This is a genomic window from Nonomuraea pusilla, assembly GCF_900109355.1.
GTDB classification, from domain to species: Bacteria; Actinomycetota; Actinomycetes; order Streptosporangiales; family Streptosporangiaceae; genus Nonomuraea; species Nonomuraea pusilla.
The window spans coordinates 258,497-273,122 of sequence record NZ_FOBF01000005.1; the positions used below are offsets into that span (position 1 = coordinate 258,497).

General features: G+C 72.7%; 18 protein-coding genes. 11 read left to right on the forward strand and 7 right to left on the reverse strand.

The genetic code is table 11. From position 1 onward, the window contains the following. The first annotated feature begins 49 nt into the window (after positions 1-49). On the forward strand, positions 50-1,276 hold the full coding sequence (locus BMX74_RS12925; RefSeq protein ID WP_091100432.1) for a wax ester/triacylglycerol synthase domain-containing protein: 1,227 nt from the start codon (positions 50-52) through the stop codon (positions 1,274-1,276). Positions 1,277-1,625: 349 nt separating this feature from the next. Here BMX74_RS12925 and BMX74_RS12930 read toward each other — a convergent pair whose 3' ends face one another. After that, positions 1,626-2,099, reverse strand: a complete 474-nt coding sequence (locus BMX74_RS12930) for an iron chaperone (RefSeq protein WP_055504509.1) — start codon at positions 2,097-2,099, stop codon at positions 1,626-1,628. Between the two features lie 179 nt (positions 2,100-2,278). Between BMX74_RS12930 and BMX74_RS12935 the strand changes: the two genes are divergently transcribed. The 4 genes from BMX74_RS12935 to BMX74_RS12950 all read left to right on the forward strand — a co-directional run bounded on the left by BMX74_RS12935 (position 2,279) and on the right by BMX74_RS12950 (position 4,837). Beyond that, complete coding sequence (locus BMX74_RS12935) at positions 2,279-2,620, forward strand: ArsR/SmtB family transcription factor (RefSeq protein ID WP_256256925.1); 342 nt, start codon at positions 2,279-2,281, stop codon at positions 2,618-2,620. Positions 2,621-2,630: 10 nt separating this feature from the next. Continuing rightward, positions 2,631-3,713 (forward strand): ACR3 family arsenite efflux transporter, encoded by a 1,083-nt coding sequence (gene arsB / locus BMX74_RS12940; protein ID WP_091100436.1) that lies wholly within the window; start codon positions 2,631-2,633, stop codon positions 3,711-3,713. Beyond that, entirely contained in the window at positions 3,706-4,113 is a 408-nt protein-coding gene (locus BMX74_RS12945) for an arsenate reductase ArsC (protein ID WP_055504512.1), read from the forward strand. Before arsB ends, BMX74_RS12945 begins: the two co-directional genes overlap by 8 nt. Positions 4,114-4,429: 316 nt before the next feature. Continuing rightward, positions 4,430-4,837, forward strand: coding sequence for a hypothetical protein (locus BMX74_RS12950; protein WP_143078639.1), 408 nt, complete (start codon positions 4,430-4,432; stop codon positions 4,835-4,837). A gap of 67 nt (positions 4,838-4,904) precedes the next feature. Here the strand turns inward: BMX74_RS12950 and BMX74_RS12955 are convergent, their stop codons facing one another. Next, positions 4,905-5,177: a GlsB/YeaQ/YmgE family stress response membrane protein gene (locus tag BMX74_RS12955; protein WP_055504514.1), complete on the reverse strand. Its 273-nt coding sequence runs from the start codon at positions 5,175-5,177 to the stop codon at positions 4,905-4,907. Positions 5,178-5,335: 158 nt separating this feature from the next. On the opposite strand from BMX74_RS12955, the gene BMX74_RS12960 reads away from it, so the two are divergent. Genes BMX74_RS12960 through BMX74_RS12980 form a run of 5 tightly spaced genes read left to right on the forward strand, consistent with a single transcriptional unit; the run spans position 5,336 to position 9,105 of the window. Next, entirely contained in the window at positions 5,336-5,866 is a 531-nt protein-coding gene (locus BMX74_RS12960; protein ID WP_055504515.1) for a toxin-antitoxin system HicB family antitoxin, read from the forward strand. Then, positions 5,866-6,807, forward strand: coding sequence for a DUF4097 family beta strand repeat-containing protein (locus BMX74_RS12965; RefSeq protein ID WP_256256926.1), 942 nt, complete (start codon positions 5,866-5,868; stop codon positions 6,805-6,807). The genes BMX74_RS12960 and BMX74_RS12965 overlap by 1 nt, the downstream gene beginning before the upstream one ends. A 17-nt stretch (positions 6,808-6,824) precedes the next feature. Further along, positions 6,825-7,790, forward strand: coding sequence for an ATP-binding cassette domain-containing protein (locus BMX74_RS12970; protein WP_091100441.1), 966 nt, complete (start codon positions 6,825-6,827; stop codon positions 7,788-7,790). After that, entirely contained in the window at positions 7,787-8,590 is an 804-nt protein-coding gene (locus tag BMX74_RS12975; RefSeq protein ID WP_055504518.1) for an ABC transporter permease, read from the forward strand. Before BMX74_RS12970 ends, BMX74_RS12975 begins: the two co-directional genes overlap by 4 nt. After that, positions 8,587-9,105, forward strand: a complete 519-nt coding sequence (locus BMX74_RS12980) for a DUF1707 SHOCT-like domain-containing protein (protein WP_091100444.1) — start codon at positions 8,587-8,589, stop codon at positions 9,103-9,105. The genes BMX74_RS12975 and BMX74_RS12980 overlap by 4 nt, the downstream gene beginning before the upstream one ends. A 34-nt stretch (positions 9,106-9,139) precedes the next feature. Here the strand turns inward: BMX74_RS12980 and BMX74_RS12985 are convergent, their stop codons facing one another. The 5 genes from BMX74_RS12985 to BMX74_RS13005 all read right to left on the reverse strand — a co-directional run bounded on the left by BMX74_RS12985 (position 9,140) and on the right by BMX74_RS13005 (position 12,924). Then, a complete protein-coding gene (locus tag BMX74_RS12985; protein WP_256256927.1) occupies positions 9,140-10,393 on the reverse strand; it encodes an RNA polymerase sigma factor in 1,254 nt (417 codons plus the stop codon). Continuing rightward, positions 10,375-10,752, reverse strand: a complete 378-nt coding sequence (locus BMX74_RS12990; protein ID WP_091100447.1) for a YciI family protein — start codon at positions 10,750-10,752, stop codon at positions 10,375-10,377. Before BMX74_RS12990 ends, BMX74_RS12985 begins: the two co-directional genes overlap by 19 nt. 17 nt (positions 10,753-10,769) lie before the next feature. Further along, the gene (locus BMX74_RS12995; protein WP_256256928.1) at positions 10,770-11,342 is read right to left on the reverse strand and encodes a dihydrofolate reductase family protein; all 573 of its coding nucleotides are present in this window, start codon (positions 11,340-11,342) and stop codon (positions 10,770-10,772) included. A 197-nt stretch (positions 11,343-11,539) separates the two neighbouring features. Further along, the gene (locus BMX74_RS13000; RefSeq protein ID WP_091100452.1) at positions 11,540-11,959 is read right to left on the reverse strand and encodes a nuclear transport factor 2 family protein; all 420 of its coding nucleotides are present in this window, start codon (positions 11,957-11,959) and stop codon (positions 11,540-11,542) included. After that, a complete protein-coding gene (locus BMX74_RS13005) occupies positions 11,956-12,924 on the reverse strand; it encodes a helix-turn-helix domain-containing protein (RefSeq protein ID WP_091100454.1) in 969 nt (322 codons plus the stop codon). The genes BMX74_RS13000 and BMX74_RS13005 overlap by 4 nt, the downstream gene beginning before the upstream one ends. A 152-nt stretch (positions 12,925-13,076) precedes the next feature. On the opposite strand from BMX74_RS13005, the gene BMX74_RS45540 reads away from it, so the two are divergent. Then, positions 13,077-14,063, forward strand: coding sequence for a hypothetical protein (locus BMX74_RS45540; RefSeq protein WP_256256929.1), 987 nt, complete (start codon positions 13,077-13,079; stop codon positions 14,061-14,063). Positions 14,064-14,626 lie beyond the last annotated feature (563 nt).

The following is a 14,626-nucleotide window of genomic DNA, read 5'->3' on the forward strand; positions in this document are numbered from 1 at the left end:
CCGGCACCCCGCGTCCGACGCCGTCCCTGCCAGCCGTCTCGATCAGGGCATGCTGATGGAGAGCCGCCTCGCCGAGGAGTCCCTGTGGCACATCGGCGTCGGCGTCCGCCTGCCTGGCCCGCGTCCGGGCCGGCCCGCCGTGCGCCGGCTCCTCACGCACCTGGTCGACCACGCTCCGGCCCTGACGTACCGGCCGGTCACCCAGGGGCGGCACCTGCGCTGGGAGCCCGATCACGACTTCCAGATCGACCGGCACCTCCACTACCACCGCCTGCCCCCGGGATCCGACGAGGCGGAGGCCGTGCTCGACGCCCTGCGCCGGCCCCTGCCCCCTGACCATCCGCTGTGGAGCGTGCAGGTCCTCCACGGGCACCGCGACGACGAGCACGTCCTGTGCTACCGGGCCCATCACGCCTTCCACGACGGCATGAGCATCACGTCCGTCTTCCAGGCCCTGTTCACCGGCGTCCCCCTGCCGCGACCGGCCGCCGCGCAGCTCCCGCACGTCGTCAGACGGGCGGCGCGGCTGCTCCCCTCCGTGCCCGAGCTCGTACGGCTGCTCGCGCCCAGGGCCCGATGGCACGACGGCGCAGGCCCGTACGGGCGCGGACGGCGGATGAGCGTCACCACGCTCGACGGCGCCCTGGTGCAGGAGGTCGCCGCGGCGGCGGGGGCGACCGTCGCTCAGGTCAACCTCGCCGTCCTGGCAGGGGCGCTGCGGGCGTGGGCGCCCCACCGCTGGAAGCCGCTCCTCGGCCGCTTCCGGCGTCGCGGACTCACCACCTGGGTGCCGCTCAGCTTCGCCGGCCCCGGCCATCCGGCGCTCGGCAACCGGATCGGCATGATCGCGGTGACGTTGCCCTGTGCCGACCCGTCCCCTCGTGGCCGCCTCGACCGCGTCGTGGCGCAACTCCAGGAGCACCGCGTCCGCCGGGCGCAGCGCCGGCAGGCGGTGTTCGGCGAGTTGCCGTACTCCTGGATCCAGATCTCGCGGCGGGTCGCCCGCTGGAGCAGCCGTGGCCGCCCCGTGGTCACCCTGCTCAGCGCCGTCGGCTGCGAGCCTCCCGGCACGAGGTCGATGTTCGGCATCCCCATCCTGCCCGTGGGGGTCCCCGCCATGGTGGCGTTCCTCAACCTGGGTCACACCGTGACCGTGTCGCTCCTCGTCGACGGCTCGGTGCCGGGCGCGGAGCGCCTGCCCGCGCTGCTGCGGCGCGCTCTGGACGAGCTGGCGGAGACGACCAGGCCGCCGCCCGGCGAACGCGCACCCGGGTGACGGGGCCCGGCCCGGCGGGTGCGGCGGGCAGGCCGTAGGAGCCGAAGACCCCCGCCGGCGGGTGCCGGCGGGGGTCTTCGGATCAACGTGTGTACCGGTGTGCGTGTCGCCTCTCGGCGAAAGGCACAACGCGGCTCCAGCCGAACGGTAGTCCGCGAAGGCGATAGAGATGAGGCCCGGGGACACTGAGCACACCGGCCACGTCGTACACAACCACCGCCGGCTCCAGGATGTTCCCCGCGCTCATGCCCGTGCCTGTGCGACCGGTCACAGCAACGCGTGCGACGACCGGCCGTCACGGGCGTCCCCGCGTGGTTGATCTCCAGTGGTTCGCGGGCGTCCCGCGTGCTCAGCTCGCCGCTCGCTTCACGAGTTCCGCGACGCGCGCCTCGTCGGCGTCGGTCAGCTCCGTCAGGGCGTAGGCGACCGGCCACATGTGGCCCTCGTCCAGGTGGGCGCCGTCGTTGAAGCCGAGCGTCGCGTACCTCGACTTGAACTTCAGCGCGGGCTGGAAGAAGCAGATGACCTTGCCGTTCTTGGCGTACGCGGGCATGCCGTACCAGAGCTTCGGGTCGAGGTCGGGCGCGGCGGCCGTGACGATGGCGTGGACCCGCTCGGCCATGACCCGGTCGGTCTCCTGCATCTCGGCGATCTTCGCGAGGACGTCGGCCTCCCCGTCGGCCTTGGTCGCCTTGGAGCCGCGGCGGGCGGCCGTCTTGAGCTCCTGGGAGTGCTCCCGCATCGCGGCTCGTTCCTCGTCGGTGAACCCCTCGAACTTGCCGTCGGCCGCGGTGCTGCTGGTCTTGGCGTTCTGCTGAGTCATGCCGGGTTTCCTCCTGTTTGGGCCTTGCTGGGCGGTGACTCCCATCGTAGAGAGGGGGCCACGGCGATGACTTCTCGAAAACTGACCGCTTGTCCCGCTCCCTGCCAACTGGGCTCATAGGTATGTGTCAATATAGACAGGAGTCTATTTCGATGCTTGTCTATATGAGGAGCGTACCGGTGGAACCGCTGGAGATCCTGGAGTGCAGCCCGCCGCTGGCGCGCGCGCCGCTGGACGCCGCGCGCGCCGCCGCCGTGGCGCGGGTGTTCAAGGCGCTCGGCGACCCCGTACGGCTGCGCATCGTCTCCATCGTGGCCAGCCACGCGGGCGGCGAGGTGTGCGTGTGCGACATCACCGGCGCGTTCGACCTGTCCCAGCCGACGATCAGCCACCACCTCAAGGTGCTGAAGGACGTCGGCCTGCTCACCTCCGAACGCCGCGCCTCCTGGGTGCACTACCGCCTCGTCCCGAAGACCCTCGGCGAGCTGTCCGCCCTGCTCGGCGTTCCCGCCGTCGCCTGAGAGGACCACGATGACCACCACGGCACCGCCGCGCACCCCGGGCGTGATCGGCGCCCTGTCCGTCCTCGACCGGTTCCTGCCCGTGTGGATCCTCGCCGCCATGGCCGCCGGGCTGTTGCTCGGCCGCCTCGTCCCCGGCCTGGACGCCGCGCTCGACGCGGTGAAGATCGGCGAGATCTCGCTGCCGATCGCCCTCGGGCTGCTGCTCATGATGTACCCGGTGCTGGCCAAGGTCCGTTACGACCGCCTCGGCACGGTGACCGGCGACCGGCGCATGCTGCTGTCGTCCCTGCTGCTCAACTGGGTCGCCGGACCGGCGCTGATGTTCGCGCTGGCCTGGATCTTCCTGCCCGACCTGCCCGCCTACCGCACCGGCCTGATCATCGTCGGCCTGGCCCGCTGCATCGCCATGGTGCTCATCTGGAACGACCTCGCCTGCGGCGACCGCGAGGCCGCCGCCGTGCTGGTGGCGCTCAACTCGCTCTTCCAGGTGGTCGCGTTCGGCGCGCTCGGCTGGTTCTACCTGCGGGTGCTGCCCGGCTGGCTCGGACTGGCGCAGGCGGAGCTGCAGGTCTCGGCCTGGGACATCGCCCGGTACGTCCTGATCTTCCTCGGCGTCCCGCTCCTGGCCGGCTACCTGTCACGCCGGCTCGGCGAACGCTCCAAGGGCCGCGACTGGTACGAGCGGCGTTACCTCCCCAAGATCGGCCCGCTCGCCCTGTACGGGCTGCTGTTCACCATCGTCGTCCTGTTCGCCCTGCAGGGGCACACCATCACCTCCAGGCCCGGCGACGTGGTCCGTATCGCGCTGCCCCTGCTGGCCTACTTCGCCCTCATGTGGGGCGGCGGCCTCCTGCTGGGCAGGGTGATCGGCTTGCCGTACGAGCGGGCCACCACCCTGGCCTTCACCGCCGCAGGCAACAACTTCGAGCTGGCCATCGCCGTCGCCGTGGGCGTGTTCGGCGTCGCCTCGGGCCAGGCCCTCGCGGGCGTGGTCGGCCCGCTCATCGAGGTCCCCGTCCTGGTCGGACTGGTCTACGTCAGCCTGGCCGCCCGCCGCCTGTTCCCCGCGAAGGAGCCCGTCCATGCCTAGCGTGCTGCCCAGCGTGCTGTTCGTCTGCGTCCACAACGCCGGACGATCCCAGATGGCCGCCGCCTGGCTCGCCCACCTCGGGGGAGACCGGGTCGAGGTCCGGTCGGCCGGCTCCCTGCCCGCCGGCCAGGTCAACCCCGCCGCCGTCGAGGCCATGCGTGAGGTGGGCATCGACATCGCCGCCGCCCGGCCGAAGATCCTCACCACGGAGGCGGTGGAGGCGTCCGACGTGGTGATCACCATGGGCTGCGGCGACGTCTGCCCCGTCTTCCCCGGCAAGCGGTACGAGGACTGGCAGCTCGACGACCCCGCCGGGCAGGGCGTCGAGGCCGTCCGCGCGATCCGGGACGAGATCCGCGCCAGGGTGGAGGAACTGCTCGCCGGGCTCCCGCCCGCCTGAGGGCGCGGCGTGTGGCCGCGCGGCAGAAGGGCAGGTCGCAGGGTGGAGGAAGGCCACGGGGGAGGTCGCGATGTCCTCACGCCATCCGAACCAGGCCCGGCTCGGTCCGGGGCGGGCAGCCGCCCGTCCGCCTGACCGGAGTCGTCGCCGGCGGCTGATCGCCGTGATCTGCGCGATCATCGCCGCGGTCGCCCTGGCGGGGACTGCGGGCCGTCCGGTGACGGCGTCACCGCGGGACGACGGCGGGTTCCCGCCGTGGCCGGCGCCGGCCGACCCACGGCCAGGGATCAAGGCCGCTGGACTGAAGGCGGAGCCGATGGAGGGCGCCGCCGAGCACTACCACGCCCACCTGGACATCTACGTGAACGGCAAGCCGGTGCCCGTGGCGGCGGACGTCGGCATCGATCCCGCCTCGCAGACGCTGACGGACCTGCACACCCACGACACCACGGGCGTGCTCCACATCGAGTCCCACACGAAGGGCACCAGGTACACCCTGGGCCAGTTCTTCACGGAATGGGGCGTCAAGCTGACGCGCGACCAGATCGGCGCGTTGAGGACCGGCGGCGGCAGGGCCTTCGCCGCCTACGTCGGCGGGCGTCCCTTCCCGGGCGACCCGGCCGCGATCGTGCTCGCGCCGCACCAGGAGATCGCGCTGGTGTACGGACCCCCGAACCCGTCGTTCGAACCGCCGTCCGGCTACACCTTCCCGCCGGACGAGTGACCGTCCCGCGAGTGGAGGCGCGGCGCCTTCAGGGCATGCTCGCGCCTGGAGGCGCCGGGCCGGAGGTCTAGTGAATGCCGCGCCTGCTGTACGCGCCCGCGGCCAGGGCCACGCCCAGCCCGGCGAGCACGACCTGGATGACGAGCTCGATCCAGTCGATGCCCTTGGTGTCGGCGACGCCGAGAGCCCCGGCGATGGCCGTGCCGATGAGGGCGGCCACGATGCCGATCACGATGGTGAGCCAGACGGGGATGCGCTGGCGGCCCGGCACGACGAGTCGGCCGAGGACTCCGATGATCAAGCCGATGATGAGGGCGGAGATGATGCCGGTGACTGCCACGGGACTCTCCTCGTCGAGACGTCGTTTTGCCAACTGGTTTCTTCCCTGAGGTGAAATGCGGAAACTGTCCCGCCTGGGCAGATGTCACGCCGCGAGGAGCACCGCAATGACGCCACATGGGGGTTGTCGTGGCGTCAACGTGATGTCATCATGACGCCATGGACCTTGCGCCCTATGTCGCTCAGCTCCGCCGCGAGCTCGCCATCGCCGCAGGCGCGGGCGGGGAGGAGGCTCGGGCGTTGGCGGAACGGCTCGCCTCGACGCTCGAATCGGCCGCCCGGCTCGCGCTGCTCGAAGCCCTGTCCGCCGCCGCGGACGAGATCACCCAGGACCTCACGCCCGGCTCGGTCGAGGTGCGGCTGCGCGGACGCGACCCCGACTTCGTCGTGACGCCACCACCGACCGCCCCTCCACCGGAGGTGGAGAGCGAAACCGGGCGGGCCGGGAGCCCGCCCGCCCCGCCGCCGCCGCCCGACACCGACGACGGCGGCACGTCAAGGATCTCGCTCCGCGTCCCCGAGCAGCTCAAGCCCCGCATCGAGGAGGCCGCCGCCCGCGACGGGCTGTCGGTCAACGCCTGGCTGGTACGCGCCATCTCCGCCGCGCTCGACCCCGGCGAGCCGGGCGGCCGCTCCGGCCGGCGCCCGGCCCAGCACACCGGCAACCGCTACAGCGGATGGGTGCGCTGATGACCACGACCACCACCTACGACGAGGGAGCCGCGATGCCGGCCTTCGACACCCCGGAACCCGTCCTCGCCATCCTCGACCTGGCGACCGCCGCCATCCGGATCACCGCGAGCGATCGCCGCGACACCGCGGTCGAGGTCCGCCCGAGTGACGAGTTCAACGACGCCGACGTGCAGGCCGCGCGGGCCGTCCAGGTCACCTACGCCGACGGCCGGCTCGTGGTGCGGGCGGACAAGGAGCAGACCGGTGCGGCCTCCGGCTGGGGGCTGTCGCTCGACCGGCTCGTGCAGTCGCCCTCGAACTGGGCGCGTTCGCTGCTGCTCGGCCCCGGCTCGGTCGAGGTGACGGTCGGCCTGCCGGCGGGCTCCCGCGTCGAGGCCAGGTCGGCGGCGGGCCTGTACTGCCGGGGGGTGCTCGGCGAGGTGTCGTTCACCACCTCGCACGGTGACATCCACATCGAGCAGGCCGGACGGCTACGGCTGAAGAGCACGTACGGCGACATCGAGGTCACCCGCTCGTCCGGCCACGCCCAGGTCACCGCGAACCACGGCGGCATCAGCATCGGCGAGATCGACGGCACGGCCGTCGTCAAGTCGTCCCACGGCGAGGTCCGTCTCGGCACGGTCACCGGTGAGCTGCGGCTGGCCTCCGCCCACGGTGACACCGTCGTCGATCGCGCCCTGGCCGGCGTGGGGGCCAAGACGGCGTACGGCAGCCTGCGGATCGGCGAGGTGACGTCCGGCGCGGTCGTCATGGAGACCACCGGCGGCGGGCTGGACCTCGGGATCGCCGAGGGCAGCGCCGCCTGGCTGGACGTGAGCTCGAAGTACGGCACCGTACGCGTCGCCCTGGACGAGAGCGACGGCCCCGGCCCGTCGGACCGGGTCGTCAAGGTGCGCGCCCACACCACCTACGGCGACGTCCTCGTCCGCCGTTCCTGACCACCGAGGAGTTCCACATGTCCGACGCGATCACGGCAGAAGGTCTGGTCAAGAGGTACGGCGACGTGACCGCCCTCGACGGTCTGCACCTGACCGTGCCCGAGGGGACGGTGTTCGGGCTGCTCGGCCCGAACGGCGCCGGCAAGACCACCACCGTGCGGATCCTGACCACGTTGCTGAAACCGGACGCCGGGCACGCCCGGGTGGCCGGGTTCGACGTCGTCCGTGACGCCGCCCTGTTACGCGCCCACATCGGCGTGTCCGGCCAGTACGCGGCGGTCGACGACCACCTGACCGGCGCCGAGAACCTGGAGATGGTCGGCCGCCTCTACCATCTGGGCGTCAAGCGCAGCCGGCGGCGGGCCCGCGAGCTGCTGGAGCGCTTCGACCTGGCCGACGCGGCCGACCGCCCGGTGCAGGGGTGGTCGGGAGGCATGCGGCGGCGGCTCGACCTGGCCGGCGCCCTGGTGGCCGCCCCGCCCGTGCTGTTCCTCGACGAGCCCACCACCGGACTCGACCCCCGGGCCCGCGCGAGCCTGTGGGACGTCATCGCCGAGCTCGTCGCCGAGGGCACCACGGTGCTGCTCACCACCCAGTACATGGAGGAGGCCGACCGGCTCGCCGACCGCATCGCGGTGACCGACCACGGCCGGGTGATCGCCCTCGGCACCGCCGACGAGCTGAAGGGCCAGGTCGGCGGCGACAGGATCGAGCTGTCGGTGACGAGCGCGGCGGATCTGGAGACCGCCGGGCGGGCGCTGGCGCCGCTGGCCGTCGGCGACGTGCAGGTGGACGCCGACGCCCTCCAGGTGACGGCCCCGGTCACCGGCGGCGCCGCGGCACTGACGACGGCGCTCGGTCGCCTGGCCGCCGAGCGGGTCACCGTACGCGACGCCGGCCTGCGCAGGCCGACGCTCGACGACGTGTTCCTGAGCCTCACCGGGCACGAGGCCGACGCCGAGACCAAGGAGACCGTCCGATGAACGCCCTGCAGCTCGCCGTCGCCGACGGCATGACGATCGCCAGGCGCAACGCGTTGAAGATCCGGCGCGCCCCCGACCTGCTGGGCGGCGTGGTCATGCTCCCGATCGTGTTCGTGCTGCTGTTCGCCTACGTCTTCGGCAGCATGATCAGCCTGCCGGGCATGTCGTACGGGGAGTACCTGCTCCCCGGGATCTTCGTGATGACGATCGTCTCCAGCGCCCAGATCACCGGCTACACCCTGACGCAGGACCTGCAGAAGGGCATCTTCGACCGGTTCCGCACGCTGCCGATGTCCCCCTCGGCCGTGCTGACCGGCCAGACCGTCGCCGATGTGATCATGAACCTGACCAGCGTCGTCACGATGGCGCTCGTCGGGCTGGCGGTGGGGTGGCGCGTCCGCAGCTCGCCGGTCGAGGGCGCTCTCGGGTTCCTGATGCTGCTGCTGTTCGCGTACGCCTTCTCCTGGGTGACGGCCACGGTCGCGCTGAGCCTGCGCACCCCGGAGGTCTTCAACAACGTGGCCACCATCCTGTCGTTCCCGCTGGTGTTCCTGTCCAACGCCTTCGTCGACAGCACGCGCCTGCCCGGACCGCTGAGGGTGGTCGCCGAGTGGAACCCGGTCTCGACGCTCGTCCAGGCCGCGCGCGAGCTGTTCGGCAACACCAGCCCGGCCATGCCCGTGCCGGACGCCTGGCCGCTGCGGCACGCGGTGCCGGTGTCGTTCGCGTGGTCGGTCGTGCTCCTGGTCGTGTTCGTGCCGCTGGCCACCCGGCTGTACCAGAAAGCCGTCAGCCGATGAGCGCCGTCTCCCGCCTCGACCAGGAGCGGGCGGTCGAGCTGATCCAGCACGCCTACGCGGACGGCCGGCTCGACCCCGCCGAACTGGAGCAGCGGCTGGAGCTGGCCCTCACCGCCACCTCCTCCACCGAGCTGCGGCCGGCCGTCGCCGACCTGCGGGAGGAGCAGGTGGTCCGGCTCGGCTCCGTCGGCGGGAACGTCGTGCGCACGGGCGACTGGCTGGTGCCGCGCCGGCTGAGCGTCGACTCCGAGTACGGCAAGGCGCGGCTCGACCTGTCGCGGGCGCACATCCCGTACGCGTGGATCGACATCGAGCTCAGGCTGGCGTACGGCAGCGCCACGATCGTCCTGCCCGCCGGCGCGAGCGCGAACGCCGACGGGGTGCGCACCGAGTGGGGCCGCGTGGTGTGCAGGGCGGCGGGCCGCCCGGGTCCGGGCAGGCTGCACGTCAACGTCACCGGGGAGCTCCCCTACGGCCGCCTGACCATCCGCAACGCCCGGCCGACACATCGCTGACCGGGTGACGGGCGGGCCGAGCGAGGATCGGCCGTCAGCCGGTCAGTTCCCCGGCCCGCTGTTCCAGGAAGGCCCGGACGGCCGGGTCCGTGCTCAGCGCCGACGCCTGGGCGTAGGCCGCGACCGCGTCCTGACGCCTGCCGAGCCGGGCGAGCAGGTCGCCGCGTACCGCGTGATAGGGCTGGAACCGCTCCCGCTCCACGGGCAACGCCTCCAGCAGCGACAGCCCCTCCTGAGGTGAGGCGGTCCTGCCGACGACGGCGGCGTGGGCGACCCGGCTGCCCAGGCTCGGCGCGATCGCGACCAGAGCGGTGTAGAGGGTGCGCAGCGCGTCCCAGTCGGTGACGCCGCTCCGGAGGCGATCACAGTGCACCGCCTGGATCGCGGCCTCAAGCTGGAACCGCCCCGGCGCGCGGCCGGGCCGCTCAGCCCGGCGAAGGCAGGTCTCGCCCTCGGCGATCAGGCGGCGGTCCCAGCCGCCCGGGTCCTGGTCCCGCAGCGGCAGGTAGCGATCGCCGGGAGCCGTGGCGCGCGCCGAGGCCAAGGTGAGCAGCGCCGCCAGCGCCCACGCCTCCGGCTCGTCGCCGAGCAGCGTCGCGGTCGTGACCGCCAGGTACCGGGCCTCGCCCGCCAGAGACTCCGCCTCGCCGCGTTCGGGAAAGGCCAGCGCGTAGCAGCCGTACACCGCCTCCAGCACCGGCGGCAGCCGCTGCGGCATGGCCTGCAGCCCCGGGACGGCGAAGGGGATCCTGGCGTCGCGGATCCGGCGCTTGGCCCGTACCAGCCGCTGCGACATCGCCCCGGCGGGCACGGCGAAGGCCCGCGCGATCCGGGCCGAGTCGAACCCGAGCACGGCCTGCAGCATCAGCGGCGTACGGACGTCGGCCGCGATCGCCGGGTGCGCGCAGACGAACAGCAGGGCCAGCCGCCGGTCCGGGATCCGGTCCAGGTCGAGATCGTCCAGCGGCGGGACGGCGCCGATCTCCGCGCCGATCCCGGTGGCCGACTCCAGCGGCTGGTTGCGGCGGTGGGCGGCCGACTTCCACAGGTCCCGCTGGCGGTTGCGCGCGACCGTCAGCAGCCAGCCCTCCGGGTTGTCCGGCACGCCGCCGCGCGGCCAGGCGGTCAGAGCCTGCTCGAACGCCTGCGCCAAGGTGTCCTCGGCGAGTTCCAGGTCGCCGGTCGGAGCCGCCAGCAGGGCGACCAGCCGGCCGTACGACGCCCGCGCGGTGCGCTCGGCGACCTGCGCGGCCGTCCCGCCACCGCCGGTCACGACGACGGAACCCACGTCCCGCCCTCCAGGTGCACCGCGCCCGGACGGATCTCGACCGTGCCCCACGCCAGCGGCGGCGCCTGCCGCGCCCACTCCAGGGCGGCGTCCAGATCGGGGACGTCGATGACGATCACGCCCCCGAGCTGCTCCTTCGTGTCGGCGAACGGCCCGTCCTGGATTCGCGGCTCCCCGTCCACCAGCGTGAGCGTGGTCGAGTCGGCCGACGGCCGCAGCACCTGGCCGCCCACCAGGATCCCGGCCTGCTCCAGCGTCGCCGCGTAGGCGGCCATGGCCCGCATCCCGGCGGCCATCGCCTCGGCCCCGATCGACTCCTCGCTCGCCTCGCCGTAATGGAACAACAGCATGTACCGCATGTCCCGATCCTCTCTCGTCACTTGACCCGGTAACGTGCGATCACCACACCGGTCGTGGTCGTGACCGCCTCCTGAAGCATCAGATCGGTACGTTCCCCCTCCCCGAACAGCCGCGTCCCCGAACCGAGCACGATCGGGTGGATCAGCAGGACGTACTCCTCGACCAGGCCCGCCGCGTGCAGCGAGCGCACCAGCTCACCGCTGCCGATCACCCTGATGACGCCCTCGACCTCGTCCTTCAGGCGCGCGACGGTGCCGGTCGCCTCGCCCGCCAGCAGCGTGGAGTTGGGGTGGGCGAGCCGACGGCCCGCGTCCCGGGAGACGACGTACTTGCGCGCGTTCACCAGCGCCTCGGTGAACGGGTTCGGTTCGGACACCGAGGTCCAGTGGCCGAGCACGTCGTCGTACGACCGGCGCCCGAAGAGCATCGCCGCGGCCCTCCCCGTCTCCGCTACGTACCTCCCGGCCACCTCGTCGGCGTACCCGACGCCCCAACCTCCGTGCCGGAACCCACCTCTCGTGTCCTCGTCCGCGCGTCCCGGCCCCTGCATGACACCGTCCACACAGACGCTCACGAAAACACTGATCATGCCCATCTCGTCCTCCTCATCTCGCCGGACACAGTGATGACGAGGTCGGGGGGCCCGAACAGACACCCGAGCACCGCCCGCGTCCTTCTCGGACGCCCGCCGTCCCCCCGCGCGCCGAACGGCGGAAGGACGGCGAGGCCGAGCGGGCCGGAATCAGGCCCAGTCGAAACCAGGCACGTCCGCGTGGAAGTCGCTGATCATCTCTCCCTCCCTTCATGACCCGGATCGGTTTCGTCACCTGCCGTGTCCGGCAGGGCGCTGACGTGGTGAGCCAGGTGCCGCCATCCGCCGTCGCGGCGGATCAGGACGTCCGTCGCCAGGCCGCGCATGACGAACGGCACGCCGAGGTGGACGCCGCTCTCGCGCCAGTCGTAGGAGCAGACGGCGGCGTCGCCGTACTCGCGTACCTCCATGCCGTCCACCGCCCACTCGTCGATCCGGGCCTCGGCGAAGAAGGCGGTCGCCTCCGCGACGAGCGCGGCCCGCCCGGTGGAACGGCCCGCGGGGCCGCCGGAAGCCAGGTAGTCGGGCAGCGTGAGCCGGGCCAGCGCCTCCGGATCCCGGTCCTGCATCGCCTGCCACCACGCGGTGACGGCGTCCCGCGGCGTGGCGGTCATCGCGCCTCCTCGGCGCCCCGGAGCTGGGCCGGCGTGTGCGGCCTGGCGGCGAGGCGGGCTCGCTCCCACTCCAGGGGGCACGTCGGCGCCACGTCCACGACGCCCAGCTCGGACAGCGCCTCGGCGAGCACCTGCCGCCGATGGGCGGCGAAGGTCAGCACGTGCGCGATCACGCCCCCGAGGGTGAAGCTCTGAACGGGATCGCACAGCGCATCGACGAACGTGTCATTCCAGGCATTCCGCCGACGTATGTCGTGCACGAGCGCGCGGAAGTCCGCGCTCGCCCGATCCCAGCGGGAGCGCAGGCCCTCCAGGGAGCGGTCGCCCCCGGCCGGCAGGTCACGCCCCGCGATCGCCGCGGACCAGACCTCCTTCGTCCAGACCAGCCGGTCGAGCATGTGGCGCACCGTCGGCTCCGGGCCGTCGAAGGCGAGCACCGTGTGGCCGGGCCGCACCTCCCGGTCCAGCTGCTCGCCGGTCAACCCGCAGGCGCTGTCGAGCAGCCGCCCCGTCAGCCAGTCGTCGTGGTCGATCAGCCGGTCGGTCAGGTCCATCGCGATCTCCGATACGTCACCGGTGACGAGCAGGCCGGCGGGAGGGTGGAAGTGGACACCGTTCGGCGCGGGGAGCCGGAAGTCCTCCGCGCGGGCGACGAACCCGCTCGGCGGCCTCCCGAACGCCCGCCGGAAAGCACGGGAGAACGCCTCGGTCGAGTCGTAGGCGGCCTCGAACCCCGCGTCCGTGACGGACGACCCCCTCGACAGCCGCCAAGCGGCGCGCTCCAGCAGCAAGCGACGGCGGAAGGCCGCCGGCGCCTCGCCGAGCCCGGCCGACAGGAGCCGATCGAAGTGGAACCGGCTCAGGTGGGCCCGGCCCGCGACCTGCCGGCCGTCGAGCCGCTCATCGAGCGCGGCCAGCACCGTGTCGAGCAACACCCGCAACCGATCAGGCCGCACGTTGTCCATACGGGCGATTCTCGACCGCCGGCCCACCCCGCCGCCTGATCGGCTTTGCTCTTTCCACGGCCGGCGGCCGACGTCCCGCAGGAACTTAAGGATGTTTCTTACCGCCCTTCGTACGTCGCTGACGTCGCCCTGCCGTGTCTACCGTCGAGGTCGTGACGGAAAGCCGTGAGCACCGCCGGAGACCCTGGCACGCGATCGCGCTGTTCTTCCTTGCGCCGTTGGTCGGGGAGTATCTCCTCGGCAACCAGCCGATCACCGCGCTGCCCTCGGTGCTGCTCCTGGCCCCCATGTACGGCGCCGGCGCGTTGCTGATCCGGGAGCTGACCCGCCGCACGGGGCGTGGCTGGCCGACGGTGCTGCTGCTGGCCGCGGCCTACTCCCTGATCGAGGAGGGGCCGGTCGACCAGATGCTGTGGAATCCGCGCTACGGCGGCGTCGACATGGGCCTCGCCTATGCGGAGACGTACGTCCCAGCGCTCGGCACCAGCGTCGCGCTTGTCCAGGATGTGCTGTCGATGCACACCATCTGGAGCATCTGCGTGCCGATCGCGATCATCGAGACCTTCGACGGCGACCACAGGTCTCCGTGGCTCGGCAGGATCGGGCTCGCGGTCACCGGCGCCGTGTTCGTGGGGGGCTGCGCGTTCCTCGCCGTCGCCCAGTACGACGCCGGGCACTTCATGGCCCCACCGTCCCGGCTCATCGGAGCGGTCGCCGTCATCGCCGTGCTGGTCGTGACCGCCTTCGCACTCGGCCGCCGCCCAGCTCGCCGCCTGGACGCCGCCGCGCCGAGCCCGTGGGCGGTGGGCGTCGCGGCGTTCGGCGGATGCGGCCTGTACTGGCTCCGCGAGACGCTCCTGCCCGACGGGACCGCGGCGTGGGTGCCGGTGGGCGCGTGGTTCGTCCTGGCCGGCGTGTTCGTCGTGCTGTGCGCCCGCTGGTCACGCAGCCGCGGCTGGGGCCCGGCACATCACCTCGCCCTCGCCGGCGGCGCCCTGCTCACCTACGTCTGGCTGGGCTTCACCCACGCGCAGGACTTGGACGTACCGCCCGGCACAGCCCTGCTCGGCAACGTCGTCTTCGGCGGAGGCGCGGTCGTCCTGCTGGCCGCCGCGGCCCGCTGCGCCGAGCGCCGCTGAAACGACCGGGCGCAGACGGCGAGCGCGCTTCCGATGCCGCAGAAGGCGGTGACCGCCGCGGCCGTGAGCCAGCCGGTGGTGGCAGACGCAACTTCGCCGCCCCCTCCGGCGAGGGCGACCACCGCCGTCAGGCTGCCGTAGGGGACGAGGAGTGCCGCGCCCGTCCAGGCGGGCCCCAGCAACATCCAGCGCGGCAGCCGCATCCCCCAAGGCTGGACCAGGGCGAGCAGCAGGGCCGCGCCCGCGAGAGCGAGGACCGCAGTGAAGTCGACACCGTGCCGCTCAAGCCAGACGACCGCCTCGGGGGCTCCGTTCCGCCGGAACTCCTCGGCCAGGTCGAAGCCGTCCACGAGGCCGGATCGGCCGCCGAAGGCCCAGTATGTCTTGATCGCGGCGTACGGCAGAAGTGAAGCGATCCCGATCCGGGCCGCCCATCGGGCGGCCGGGGCTGCGTGTGTCATGCCGCCAGGTTCGCGCCCGCCGTCTCGCCGCGACTCCCCTTGGCGAGGTAGCCGCCGGCCCCTCGCGGGGGAGATCGGGGTGCGGCTCTCGGCCAGGTCGGC

Coding starts and splice junctions, on each gene's coding strand:
- BMX74_RS12990 (WP_091100447.1), bottom strand. CDS start 10,752: ATGCGGTACATGCTGTTGTTCCATTACGGCGAGGCGAGCGAGGAGTCG.
- BMX74_RS12950 (WP_143078639.1), top strand. CDS start 4,430: ATGGAGGGCGCCGCCGAGCACTACCACGCCCACCTGGACATCTACGTG.
- BMX74_RS13000 (WP_091100452.1), bottom strand. CDS start 11,959: ATGACCGCCACGCCGCGGGACGCCGTCACCGCGTGGTGGCAGGCGATG.
- BMX74_RS12965 (WP_256256926.1), top strand. CDS start 5,866: ATGACCACGACCACCACCTACGACGAGGGAGCCGCGATGCCGGCCTTC.
- BMX74_RS12970 (WP_091100441.1), top strand. CDS start 6,825: ATGTCCGACGCGATCACGGCAGAAGGTCTGGTCAAGAGGTACGGCGAC.
- BMX74_RS13005 (WP_091100454.1), bottom strand. CDS start 12,924: ATGGACAACGTGCGGCCTGATCGGTTGCGGGTGTTGCTCGACACGGTG.
- BMX74_RS12960 (WP_055504515.1), top strand. CDS start 5,336: ATGGACCTTGCGCCCTATGTCGCTCAGCTCCGCCGCGAGCTCGCCATC.
- BMX74_RS12975 (WP_055504518.1), top strand. CDS start 7,787: ATGAACGCCCTGCAGCTCGCCGTCGCCGACGGCATGACGATCGCCAGG.
- arsB (WP_091100436.1), top strand. CDS start 2,631: ATGACCACCACGGCACCGCCGCGCACCCCGGGCGTGATCGGCGCCCTG.
- BMX74_RS12995 (WP_256256928.1), bottom strand. CDS start 11,342: ATGATCAGTGTTTTCGTGAGCGTCTGTGTGGACGGTGTCATGCAGGGG.
- BMX74_RS12980 (WP_091100444.1), top strand. CDS start 8,587: ATGAGCGCCGTCTCCCGCCTCGACCAGGAGCGGGCGGTCGAGCTGATC.
- BMX74_RS12925 (WP_091100432.1), top strand. CDS start 50: ATGCTGATGGAGAGCCGCCTCGCCGAGGAGTCCCTGTGGCACATCGGC.
- BMX74_RS12945 (WP_055504512.1), top strand. CDS start 3,706: ATGCCTAGCGTGCTGCCCAGCGTGCTGTTCGTCTGCGTCCACAACGCC.
- BMX74_RS12930 (WP_055504509.1), bottom strand. CDS start 2,099: ATGACTCAGCAGAACGCCAAGACCAGCAGCACCGCGGCCGACGGCAAG.